The organism is Niabella sp. (assembly GCF_030150205.1).
Taxonomy (GTDB): Bacteria; Bacteroidota; Bacteroidia; order Chitinophagales; family Chitinophagaceae; genus Niabella.
Window position 1 is genome coordinate 280,269 of record NZ_JASLGT010000009.1, and the last position, 12,657, is coordinate 292,925.

8 protein-coding genes are annotated in these 12,657 nt (G+C 46.5%); 4 read left to right on the forward strand and 4 right to left on the reverse strand.

Features of this window, described 5'->3' with window-relative positions:
- Positions 1 to 66: 66 nt before the first annotated feature.
- Positions 67 to 6,210 (reverse strand): alpha-2-macroglobulin family protein, encoded by a 6,144-nt coding sequence (locus Q1V85_RS09230; RefSeq protein WP_300599165.1) that lies wholly within the window; start codon positions 6,208 to 6,210, stop codon positions 67 to 69.
- A 182-nt stretch (positions 6,211 to 6,392) separates the two neighbouring features.
- Between Q1V85_RS09230 and Q1V85_RS09235 the strand changes: the two genes are divergently transcribed.
- Both Q1V85_RS09235 and Q1V85_RS09240 read left to right on the forward strand, forming a co-directional pair.
- Positions 6,393 to 7,049, forward strand: a complete 657-nt coding sequence (locus Q1V85_RS09235; RefSeq protein WP_300599167.1) for a protein-L-isoaspartate(D-aspartate) O-methyltransferase — start codon at positions 6,393 to 6,395, stop codon at positions 7,047 to 7,049.
- A 10-nt stretch (positions 7,050 to 7,059) separates the two neighbouring features.
- On the forward strand, positions 7,060 to 7,737 hold the full coding sequence (locus tag Q1V85_RS09240; protein WP_300599169.1) for a LysE family transporter: 678 nt from the start codon (positions 7,060 to 7,062) through the stop codon (positions 7,735 to 7,737).
- A gap of 37 nt (positions 7,738 to 7,774) precedes the next feature.
- Here the strand turns inward: Q1V85_RS09240 and Q1V85_RS09245 are convergent, their stop codons facing one another.
- Together Q1V85_RS09245 and Q1V85_RS09250 are read right to left on the reverse strand one after the other, a co-directional pair.
- A complete protein-coding gene (locus Q1V85_RS09245; protein WP_300599171.1) occupies positions 7,775 to 8,368 on the reverse strand; it encodes a hypothetical protein in 594 nt (197 codons plus the stop codon).
- A gap of 283 nt (positions 8,369 to 8,651) precedes the next feature.
- Positions 8,652 to 9,968 carry a (Fe-S)-binding protein gene (locus Q1V85_RS09250; RefSeq protein ID WP_300599173.1) on the reverse strand — a complete coding sequence of 439 codons (1,317 nt, stop codon included), beginning with the start codon at positions 9,966 to 9,968 and terminating at the stop codon, positions 8,652 to 8,654.
- Positions 9,969 to 10,048: 80 nt separating this feature from the next.
- Between Q1V85_RS09250 and Q1V85_RS09255 the strand changes: the two genes are divergently transcribed.
- A complete protein-coding gene (locus Q1V85_RS09255) occupies positions 10,049 to 10,540 on the forward strand; it encodes a phosphoribosyltransferase family protein (RefSeq protein ID WP_300599174.1) in 492 nt (163 codons plus the stop codon).
- Between the two features lie 370 nt (positions 10,541 to 10,910).
- On the opposite strand, the gene Q1V85_RS09260 is transcribed toward Q1V85_RS09255, so the two are convergent.
- Complete coding sequence (locus tag Q1V85_RS09260; protein WP_300599176.1) at positions 10,911 to 11,792, reverse strand: dienelactone hydrolase family protein; 882 nt, start codon at positions 11,790 to 11,792, stop codon at positions 10,911 to 10,913.
- Positions 11,793 to 11,949: 157 nt separating this feature from the next.
- Between Q1V85_RS09260 and cmk the strand changes: the two genes are divergently transcribed.
- On the forward strand, positions 11,950 to 12,627 hold the full coding sequence (gene cmk, locus Q1V85_RS09265) for a (d)CMP kinase (RefSeq protein WP_300599178.1): 678 nt from the start codon (positions 11,950 to 11,952) through the stop codon (positions 12,625 to 12,627).
- Positions 12,628 to 12,657: the final 30 nt, after the last annotated feature.

A 12,657-nucleotide genomic window follows, 5' to 3' on the forward strand; every position in this document is an offset into this window, starting at 1 on the left:
TCGGAAATCATTCTTTAGCCAGACGGGTTTCTGTTTCTGATCGCTGCCCGGCGTTGGCCTTCTTTATTACTTGTTTTTTTCTACTGTAACCCGAACCCCTTCGCTATGTGCGGTAAACTCAGGCGCATACATGCATTGAATGCTGGTGATGCCATTACTGAAATTGCCGGCTACCGTAGCAAACAGGCTGTATTCAAAAACATAGGTGCCTTTAGGCAGGTGGCCAAAGAAGAAATTGGTACTGGCATCCTTTGTGGTTTCATAATACCCCAGTCCGCCCTGCCATTTATAGGTGCTGAGCACATTGGTGGGTTCAAAACTGCTGGCCCGCATATCCTTCATATGCACATATTCCATATCCCGGTCTGCCCGCAGTTCTATGCGTACTTTTATCTTATCGCCTACTTTTATAGCGGCACCTTCCGGTATAGGCGTTAATACCGGTCCGCGGTCGCTGTTGGTTTCAATAAATAATTTTTTACTGAGTTTTAAAGGCGTTTCTGCAAATGTGATCTTGTCCAGGTCTTCAAAATATTGCCAGTACAGGCTACCCCAGGTAGGTAGTTTGCTTTGTTGCTTGCCGGATACCGGATCGGTTACGGAAACCATGATATTTCCCATTTCAGGACGTACTTTTTCACCGGGGATGGTCTTTTTAAGATAGCCGGTGCCAGCTTCTGTTTTTTCCAGTGCCGATTCTATTTTTAGTCCGCCAAGGTCAATGGTTACTTCGGGTGCAACGCTTAACCATTGGGTACCCTGCAACAATAACGCATAGCAGGCTTCCGCTGTGGCTTTTGTACTTTTCCAGTTATTGGTTTGCTTGTTTTTCAGTAACCATGTCCGCAGATCATCGGCCGTTTGGCGGTCTTTTGCAATTTCTTCAAAGGCTTCAATGATCAATGCCTGCCGCTCAACAGGCGCCTCATACCACCACCAGCTGCGGGCGGCATCCTTATAGTACATGCCCAGTTCTTCGTTATTGATGGATGTTTCTTTCAGCGATTTTAAAATGGCTTTTGGAGTACTTGCATCTCCTTTTCGGTGCAGCGCCAGCGCTGTCATGCCCTGCATATACTTATTGGTTTTTACCCATGTTTTGGCAGCGCGGTCGGTGAAATAAGCTGCGGCCTTTTGGGCATTTGGAGTGATGCTGATCTGGTTAAAGAAGCTCCGCATATATAAATACTGGATCACGTAATAGGAGGGAACATATTCGCCCAGCTTTGTTTTGTTGCGGATGAGTTCGTCATACTCCTCCTTTATTTTCCCGTCGAGATAGGGGATCGCTTTACTGATCATGTTGTCCAGTTTTTGTGCCTGTGATTTTTCGATGGCATTTATCTTCTTCAGGTGGCCAATGCCGGTTACAATATACTGCGTCATATAGCGATCGTCGCGCCCGCCTTTGAACCATACAAACCCGCCATTGGGGCTTTGCAGCTGACTCAGTTTATCGTAGGCCTTGTTCAGTTCCCCGCTCATCCGCACCAGGTCAAACAAAAGGGCAACATGCTTCTTTTGCTGTGTTTCATTCTGTGTCTGCAATACCCAGGGCGTTTCTTCCAGTAGCACGGCCTTTAACTCCTGGTTTTTCTGCAGGGTGCTCAGCAGTGCTGCTGTATCCTGTGTGCTCCAGGTATCGAATATCTTTTTGATCTTCGGCGAACTGTTGGCGATCAGGGTAGCCAGCGAGTTGGCATAATAACGGTTCCAGGTTTGCTCCGCACATTCATACGGATACTCCATCATATAGGGCAATGCCTGCACGGCATACCAGGCGGGGTTGGATGTGTATTCAACCGTTAAGGCCTGGGTCGTTAAGGTTTCACTACCACCGCTTTTCAACAACTTATCAAAACTGAATTTTTTTGAACCAAAGCCGCGTAGCTGCAGGGGCAGGGTTTCAGTAACCAGCATCCGGTTGGTGAGCACGGGAAGCATATTTTCCTCACCGTCGCTCAGGGCGGTTGCGTTGTCAGCATCGCCGGTCACTTTTGCCACGATGCGCCAGGTAACGGGTTTACTGAACTGGTAGGGCGCTTCAAGCGGGAAGAGAACTGCCTGGCTTTGTCCGGCAGCAATGGTGAAGTATTGCTGTGGAATGGCATTCTTAAACCAGCCATCCACCGGCTCATTGGTGGCTGCATCAAACAATTGCAGCGTGGCGATACCGGTTACTTCTTTTGAAGAAAGGTTCACTATTTTGCTGCTGAGTTCCAGCTTGTCGCCCTCTCTTAAAAACCGGGGCACATTGGGCTGTACCATCAGTTCCTTTTGCGTTACGATCTCTTTGGAAGAATAGCCAAACGCCAGGTCCTTTGTATGGGCCAGGGCCTGGAGCTTCCAGCGGGTGAGCGCCTCGGGCATCGTAAAGCTAAAACGGATAGTACCTTGGGCATCCGTTTTCAGGTCAGGGAAGAAGAAGGCGGTTTCATTCAGGTTTTTGCGGATCTGCGTTTCCGGTGTTCTATTATTAGGAGGAGTAAATAAATCGGGCTCCTTCATTTCGATAATCCCTTTACCTGCGTCCATCGCTGCCTGGGGCGCTGGTGCAGCTATGCGGCTAACCGATCCGGTAACGTCACTTTTCTTTTGTTTGCCATAACCTACTGTCACTACTTCATTCAGGGCGTTGCTTCTCACAGCGATTCCCCCGATAGCACCTCCCCATCCAGCCACTTCCGGAAGCACAGTGCCAAAGATCTGGTCATAGCGTTTATCGATATCCTGGTAATCGTAAGTAAGTGTTGTACGTCCCAGCGAATGGATATTGCTGAAGTTGGCATCTGCATTCCAGTTTGTATAATTATAGTAATTGGGCCAAATGCCGGGTACATCCCATTGATGCAGATAAAACTGGTCGAGGGAGGCATCGTACATACCGGCTAACATTTCTGCGGCTACTTTATCGCTCTTATAACCACTAAGCTGGATACTCCATTTTTCTTCAGCACCAGGTAAGGTTTTATCGCGGAAGGTCTCATAAGTGATCTTCAGCTCTTTGTTACTCCAGGGCACAGAAATGGTATTATTGTTAGTATATAGCCGGTTGTTCTTTACAAACATATAACTGACGCCATAGCCGCCCCGGTCTGCCTCCGTGGCGCCAAAATCAAATGTTTTGATTTCGTCGTTCAGGGATGTATAACTATAACTGGTTTTTGTTTTGTCCAAAGCCTGTACCAGGAATACATTCCGGGCGCTGCTCCCGATTTTTACGGCTGTTTTTCCGCCGGGTTCAATGGCACCGGATGCTTTTGTCCAAAGGTATTGCGGAATGGTGGGGCGCTGCTGTTGTTCCTCGTAGATCTCTGTAAAATGCAGGTCTTTTATGGTATTACCATCCTTGTCTTTGGCCGTTATTTCAATGGCATAATAACCGGGCTCTGTAAGGGCGCGCGATAACTTTATGATTCCGGTGGAGTCGGTAGTGCCCGACTGATTCAACACCTCTTTTTCTTTTGGCCAGCTGGCCGGATCGTTCTCGTTTTTATAAATATCATTGGGGAAATTTTGAATATAGGCTTCCCTGGTCATTACGAACTGATCAGGCTGTTCCCAGAACCGGCTTCTTAAAAGGCGCTGTTCGGGTTGCAGCCGGCTGATGTTGATCTGGATACCGGCTTTTTCAAAGTTACCGGCCATATTCTCCGTGCGGATCTTTAATTGCTTCGTCTGCTCCACGCTGATGCGCTGGGGAATATCAGCGTTTAGCAATAGCGATTTATACCCCACAGAAATGGGTTGTTCTCCGCTTCTGACTTCACCATTCAGATCGGTTACATCTGCATAAACCCGGTAGTCAAATACTGGATCCATTTTTGGGTCGATGGTAAGATCAGGGAGCGCATTAAAAATGATGTTGAATTTGCCATTGGCATCGGTTTGCGTTTCGCCCTGGGTGATCTCCATCTGCTCCTGGTTGATGGGCAGCCAATAACGGGAAAAGACCCAGGGGTATGGGAAGCGGGCATTACGTACCACCCGGTACTTTACACGGGCTCCGTCGATATGATTGCCGGCGTAGGCTTTTGCAGTACCGGTAACCGTGATATTTTCATTGAGCTTATACGTGCCTTTTTGCTTTTCAAAGTCTACAAAGAATTTTGGGCGTTTGTATTCTTCCATTCTAAATCCGGTACTACCCTGTGGTGTGGAGATGGTGAAATTACCATTTAGCCCGCCTTCCGGTAATTTGAAGCTACCGGAAAAGGACCCAAAATCGTTCGTGACGAGGTCTGCTGAGGTTACTTTCTGATGATTGGCATCGTAAAGCGTTACGGTTGTTTTAAACGCTGTTAACACTGTCGATTTTTTTTCCTTCGGTTCATGGCCCATGGCAATGCCCTTGTAATAAACCGTTTGGCCGGGCCGGTAGATGCTGCGGTCGGTAAACAGCGCAACAGAAGTGCTCTTTTTCAGCTGCTCCGCCTGCTCATAACTGTTATAGTAATAATAGCCATAGTTATTATCATCCATAAAAAAGCGTTCATCCTTATTGGTAATGTCCAGCAGATAATTATTTCCTGCGTTACGCTTTCCTTTGGACGTATTACCGGTATCCATCCGGAAATGCCCGTTTTTATCGGTTACTACTTCTTCCAGCTTTGTGCGCTGATACGTGCTGGTTTTATAATCGTATTGTTTTTGCCAGATGGTGACTTTTGCCGCTTCAAGGGGCTGGCCGCTGTTACGGTCCAGTACAAAAAAATCACTATTCCGGTTTACATAACTGATAGCAGAATAATATACAAGCTGAAATGCCAGTATGTTTTTATCCTGGGTAAAGGCTTTATTCAGGGAGGCAAAAATAAAATATTCTCCTGCGGGCAGTCCTTCTGCCTTAATCTCTGCGCTGTGCGAACGGTAATCATCGGAAGCCGGCAATGCCTGCTCCCGGGTTTGCACCGGCGTGGCCGCCGCCAGTTGCGTCCAGTATTTATCTTCGCCGTTGCGGTTTTGAACAGCGGCTTTGAGTGCTTCTGTGGCCTTTATGGCGCGCAGGTAAACGGTGGGCACATTCTTATAAGAAACCAGTATGCGGAATGGAATGCGGGGCAGGTTTACCTTTTCCAGCTGAAAGCTGAAAGCCGGTTGTTGCATTTGCAGCAGCAGGTTATTGGCATTTGTGCTGCCTTCGCTTTTCTCTTTTTTCGCAATGATTTTTTCCAGGATGTTTTTAGCAGTGATCATATCCCGGTTTTCGGGGTTTTTGCTGTTGTTCGGTAACTGCGCCTGATCGTAATGCCACCGGGCCATCAGGTACCGTGCCTGTGCGGCTGCCGGATATGCTTCATATTGTTGCGTGATTTTTTCCAGTGCGGCATAATAACGCGTTTCCTTATCCGGAAGCACCGCATGCTGGTATACAAATTGCAGCCGGCTGATATCGGCATCAATGAATGCATCGGGTTTTGAATCATTCAAATGGAATTGAAGCAGCTTTTGATAGAGCTTCAGCGCTTTAAATGATAACGAAAGCGTATCCCGGGTTTCGAACCGGGTGGCCGCAAAATCTGCCGCAGGCGCAAATGCCACCGGTTGGTTGATCTCAAATTTATAAGCGGGTTGGGTAACGGAGCGTTCGGGGTTTTGGAAATAACCCAATGCCCGGAAGGCCAGCAGGTCGTAAAGGGTAGGGCGCAGGTTCCGGGTATTTCCTTTTTGAATAAGGGCATCATAATCTGCCAGCTGTACACGGCGCAGCAGTGCTTCGTCCTTTAGCGATTGCAGGTAGAGGCTGCTGATCTTTTGTATAAAATCGTCAACGGTCCAGGTAGCGGGATCCGATTTCTGAAAACCGGCGGTATTGGTACGGTTATAAAGTTTATACCGGTTGCGGTTAAAATAAGATTGATAAACGCCGGCCAGGTAACTGTTGAGCAGTGCATTTACGGAACCTTTGCTGGCCGCAGCTTCTTTTTCCAGCTCCACAATACTGATCAGTTCATTGTTTTCGCGGTTTTCGCCCTGGAGCCGGTTCATATAGATCAGGGCTTTTACCTGTTGTGCTTCCTGATGACCGGCTTTTGCCCGGGTATAAATCTCCTTTACTGTGGTAAGTGCAGATGCCGGTAGCCCCTTGTTGATGTATTTCTCAACGGTATTCCATTCCGTTTCATAGTTTTTGATGGTTTGTGCATTTGGTTTCATACAGGTAAACAAGATGATCAGTAATAAAAAGATGCCACTGCCCGGTACTTTCATATAAAGACGTTTATTAATAGATGCGCTTTCCTGTAAAATTACATAAACCCCGCGCATTTTACTGAAGGTAACGGAAGGCGGGTGCAGAACGCAACAGGAATATTCGTTAAGGAGGCTTATGGGGATAAGATTTAACGGATATATGTGCCAAATAGCCCGGGCTTTTTTACATTTGCACTCTTATGAGGAGGACGTTAGAAGACACATACAGGCATAAGGGATTAAGGAAAAAGCTGGTAGAAGTAATAAAGGAAAAAGGAATAACAGATGAAACGGTGCTGGAAGCTATGCGTGCATTGCCCCGTCATTTCTTTTTGGATTCGGCTTTTGATGATGTAGCCTATGAAGACCGGGCTTTTCCGATTGGTGAGGGACAAACCATTTCACAACCGTATACAGTGGCCTATCAATCGCAGTTGCTGGAAACCGTACCGGGGCAAAAAATACTGGAAATTGGTACCGGAAGTGCATACCAGGCCGTGGTACTGGCAAAAATGGGTTTAAAGGTATTTACAATCGAGCGTCAGAAAAAGCTGTTTGAGGAAAACAAGAAATTTACCTATCTTAAACAATTTCCATTTATAAAATTTTTTTACGGAGATGGTTACCAGGGCTTGCCTACTTACGGGCCTTTTGACCGGGTGATCATTACGGCAGCGGCGCCGGCCATTCCGCCAAAGCTGGTGGAACAGCTAAAGCCGGGCGGAATCATGGTAATACCGGTAGGGGCAGGCGACGTGCAACAAATGAAACGGATCATAAAGCAAACAGACGGAACAATAAAGGAAGAATTGTTTGATAACTTTTCGTTTGTGCCGATGCTTGCAGGCAAAAACTAAATGATAAATCGTGAGTGAACAACAGGCAGGAGGTTTGATGCGGATTTTTTTTACGGGGATGCTGGTCAGCTTTCTCGGATCATTACCCCTGGGTACCCTGAACATTGCGGCTATGCAGATCGCGATCAGCCAGTCTGTTAAAAATGCGGTGTTGTTTTCCTTAGGCTCCCTTACTGCGGAGATGGTGTATGTACGCCTTTCCCTGGTAGCCATGGATTGGGTGCGTAAACAGGAAAAGATCTTCCGGTTGCTGGAATGGCTAACCCTGCTCATTATTGTAGCGCTTGCTGTTTCCAGCCTCTATGCAGCCATGCATCCGTCCCAGGGAAGAAATGTGATCTTAAATAATAACCTTCCGTCTTATTTGCTGGGCCTTACAATGAGTGCCGTAAACCCGGTACAGATCCCATTCTGGTTTGGATGGAGCACGGTATTGTTTACAAAGAATGTACTAAAGCCCAAAGCTTCGTTTTACAACTTTTATATTGTAGGCATCGGCCTGGGAACCTTGATGGGGAATTGTGTGTTTATTTTTGGAGGCCGGCTGATCGCCAATAAGATCCAGAACAATCAATCCTTAATGAATTATATCATTGGAGGGGTATTTGTGCTAACCGCCCTGATCCAGTCCTGGCGGATGTTTGTAAAAAAGAAAGGTATCAGTGCCAAACTGCATGAAACGGAATAGCGCCAAACCCTGGGCATACCCGTTTGATTGAAAGGCATCACGGGCACTGACAGGCTTCCAGCTCTGCTTGCATACGCTTTTCCCAACCCCTGCCATTTCTTTTGTTTAAGTAATCAGCGGTTAGTTGCTCGTAATATTCCGCTGCTTTTTGTGAAATCGGATCAAGTACGCAATCAAAAGTGGTGTAGATGCCATATTTCGCCTGGATGCTGTTTCTTTTCTGGTAGTTTGAGTCGGGAACTGGGAGGCCAAAGGAAGTAAAGGTGACGGAATCTCTTTTTATATTGTTCTCTGCCCGCTTTTCAGTTTCCCGGATGACTGCTTTATATTGTTGACTGGTGTTATAAAGATGGGTCAGCCCCAAAATAATAAAAAATGAAGCGGCTATACATTGGAGAATAGATGCGGTCTTTAAAAAGGTTTTAACAAGGGGATACTTCCGGGAGATAATAACTGCTAATATGAAGGCAAACAGGAGCAATGCGAGGTATAAAGGCAGTAAAGGATACCATTCCACCTGTTTTACCAGCTGCACGATATCAAAGGACTGTGGGTAGTCAAAAGCATAATAGCTGCAAATGATTATGATCCACATCAGCAAAGCGGTGATCGGGAATATTGCTCTTTTCATATCTATTCAGATGCATAAAAATGGTCTATTCCATAATTGAGTAGTCATGACTCCTGGTTTTATGCAATAAAAATCCGGCCGCCGGCAGCTCAGACCGTTGCCATCGCTAATCGAGGCAAAAAATAATTATCCGCCACAACTGTCACAACTGTATTCCAATTGAGGTTATAGCGGATAATATGTACGGGGAGTTAGAAGGGGGGCGGTTTGAATAGAATAACCAGCCATGTCACGGAAGTGCGTACGGCCTCCGGACCGAGGAGCTTAAAAGTGAAACATGCATCTACATCGTTTGTGTCCAGGCGTCCCGGTCATCCGGGCTGAACTTCCAGGGAGCAAAATTATTCTCTACATTGCTGAACATCGTATTCCATTCCTGGGGTGCATTGCTTTCTTCCATCACCAGGTAGCGGCGCAGCTGAAGAATGATATCAAGCGGATTGATGCTTACCGGGCATTCCTGAACACAGGCATTACAGGTAGTGCAGGCCCGCAGTTCCTCCACTGAAATATAATCATGCAGCAGACTTTTACCGTCATCTTTCCATTCTTTATTTTGGGTGATGTTTTTACCCATTTCCTCTGCGCGGTCGCGGGTATCCATCATGATCTTACGGGGAGATAATCGTTTTCCGGTGATATTGGCCGGGCAGGCTGCGCTGCAACGTCCGCATTCGGTACAGCTGTAGGCATCCAGCAGGTTCTTCCAGCTCAGATCGGTTACATCTTTTGCCCCGAATCGGGATGGGGGGGCGGCATCGGCCGGTGCCAGCTCCGGCTGCATAGCGTATAATACTTCGTTCTGTACCGCAGGCATATTCTCCATTTCACCCATGGGTTGTAACCGGGCATAATAGGCATTGGGAAACGCCAGCAGGATATGCAGGTGCTTGGAGTAAGGCAGGTAATTTAAGAAAGCCAGGATGCCAATAATATGAAGCCACCAGCAGGCCCGCTCCAGCAGTTGCAGGGAACCGTCGGAAAGACCGCTGAGCAAAGGCTGCAGGTATTGGGATATAATAAAGTTGCCGGTGAAATGTGTCGCATAATGCTCTGCGCCACGTGCCTGGAGCAAGGTATCGCTGGCGTTCATGGTCAGGAATAGCGCCATCAGCACAATTTCCGTAATAAGAATATAATTGGCATCACTGCGGGGCCAGCCGTTGAGGTCCCTGCTTAAAAAGCGCCGGATTTTCAGTACATTCCTACGGATCAGGAAAATGGCACAAAAAGTAAGCACGGCCAGGGCCAGGAGTTCAAAAGCATTAATGAGGAAGGTATAAAATCCTCCGAGTGCCCCCGCAAACAGCCGGTGCGTACCCAGTACACCATCCAGGATGATTTCGAGCACCTCGATATTAATAATAATAAAACCAGCGTATACAAAAAAATGAAGCACACCCACCAGCGGGTTGCGGAACATCTTTTTTTGTCCCAGGGCCAGCAGCAATACATTCCGCCAGCGCTGATCGGGATGATCATTAATGGCTTCATCCCGGCCCAGGTTGATATTCCGTCGGATCTGCGTTATTTTTTTTGAAAAAACTACAACAGCGATAATAAATAACAGTACAAATAAAATTTGTTGAGCAATTTGCATGAGCATTCAGTTACAAAGTGCTAATTTACGGCTTCCTTTACAAGTAGAGGCATTTTGAACGCAATTTAAACGCATCGCAGGTGAAAAAATATCTATTGAATACGGAAACGGTGGAGAAAAAATTGCAGCGGCTGGCGCTGGAACTGATTGAAAACAATCTGGATGTGCCGGAGCTGATCCTGGTAGGTATTGAGGAACACGGTGTGGTGCTGGCAAAGAACATACAGCAGCTGATTCAAAAAAACAGCAAGATCGCTACACAGCTGCTGACGCTTCAATTAAATAAGAAAAAACCCGAGGCCGTAACCCTGAGCCGGGAAATAGACTTTACCAATAAGGTAATTGTATTGATTGATGATGTAACAAACAGTGGTAAAACGCTGCTCTATGCATTAAAACCATTTTTGAACGCCCATCCGGCCCGCATCCAAACGCTGGTATTGGTAGAGCGCACCCATACCTTGTTTCCCATTACACCGGATTATAAAGGAATTTCGCTGGCTACCACACTGCAGGATCATATTTATGTGGAGGTAGAAGGCGATAAGGTTACCGGTGCTTACCTGGCTTAATTTTTGAGCTCCAGGTTCAATATCAATATTTGAAGTTTAAGGTTAGATTACGTTTCGTATTCGCAGATCATTTATTGGCTATGGAATATTAATTATTGTCTATTGAATGCCAGGGTTCGCCGCTGCCATAACAATTTTATTAGCCTTTGCGGATGCTTTGCGTCTATTGCGGTTAAACGAAACCGCTAAGAGCGCAAGGAACGGGCAAGGTGCGCCAGGATATCTGCCATAAAGTTTTCATTGCGAGCTTTGCCGTTAAACAAAACAGCAGGTGCAATCAGCGTATCTGCGGCAACTATAAAAAATCGTCAAAGGAAACGGCCATTGATGACTGCTCACTATTGCCCATTCCCGACTTGTGTACGCCGGCTCAGGAAAATATTTTCGCCAGGAATTTTTTCATTTCTTCCCAGGATGCCTTATCGGCCGCTTCATCATATTTAATATCCATCTTGAATTTTTCGCCGATGGCTGTAGCTCCCGGATTGGTAAACGCGTGTTTGGCATTGGGGTACCCGATAAATTGCATATTGGCGTGCGCAGCTTCCATTTCCTTTTTGAAATCGTTAACCGCACTTACCGGTACAAAGGAATCGGCATCTCCGTTTAAAACAAGGATGGAAGGTACAATGCCGCCTTTTCTTGCGGTGATTCCATTGCTTTCCAAACCTCCGTGAAAGCTTACCACGCCCTTGAGGTGTTCACCCAAACGCGCCATATTCAGGGCCATGGAACCGCCGAAGCAATAACCGATGGCCGCAATTTTGGTGGTATCCGCCTGGGGATATGTCTTGGCTATGGAAAGGGCATTATCAAAACGTTCCTGCGCCAGCTGGGGATTTTTATAGTATTTTGTCGATTCCCTGCCCGCATCTTTGGGGTTGTCCAAAACCTTACCCCCGCCATACATATCCACGATCAGGGCAAAATAGCCCAGTTCTGCAATTTGTTTTGCACGGTCTTTTATATAGTCGGTAACTCCCCACCATTCCGGAATGATCAGTACAATCGGCTTTTTACCCGCATTGGCACTGTCGTATGCCATAATACTGTTAAACGTCTTAATTCCATCTTCATATTCCACCGGCTCTGTTTTAACATGGGGCAGCTCACGTACTACAGCGGTGTTACTGATGCTGGCCGTGTCCTTTTCGGCCTCTGCTTCCGGAGTTTTATCGGTACCACCGTTGCAGGCCGTGAGAAGAAACAATGCACCGGCTGAAAATATAGAGGCGATTTGCTTTAGGATCATAGTCGAAGGTTTGTCTGAATATACGAATAAGATTTTAATTGAAGTACCAGTTGCAAATTTATTCTAAAAGCCACAATTTTCCCTTAATAAAATTGTATCTTGCCCTAGATTCCATGTGGGTTTGTAATCCGTGGTTTTAAGAGGGAGGGTTGATAAAATGAAACAGATTATTGTTGCGATAGATGGCTGGTCCAGTTGCGGAAAAAGTACCCTGGCCAAACAGATGGCGAAGGCATTGGGATATATTTATGTAGACAGCGGAGCGATGTACCGGGCGATCACACTTTATTTCCTGAGAAATCATATCGACTGGAACCAGGAAAAAGAAGTAAAAGAAGCGTTGGCGGATATTGAGCTGGATTTTCAGCCCAATGATCAGAATGGTACGAATGAAATCTACCTGAACGATGAAAACGTGGAATACCTGATCCGGGATCTGATTGTTGCAGAAAAAGTAAGCGAAGTGGCGGCCGTAAAAGCGGTACGGGAATTTGCGGTAGCGCAACAACAAAAAATGGGAAAGAAAAAAGGCATCATAATGGATGGCCGCGATATAGGAACGGTAGTATTTCCCAGGGCTGAACTGAAACTGTTTATGACGGCGGACAACGCTGTTCGGGTAGAGCGGAGGTTTAAAGAGCTGGTGGAAAAAAATCCCAATGTAACGATTGAAGAGGTAGCCGAAAACATCCAGATGCGGGATTATATAGATTCTAACCGTGAGGTAAGTCCGCTGCGCCAGGCAAAGGATGCCATAGTCATTGATAATACGAACCTGACCCCGGAAGAGCAGCTGAAGAAAGCATTAAAATTGGTAAAAAATATATCGGGATAACCGGCCGGCCTTCCCGGTCCATTTACGGCA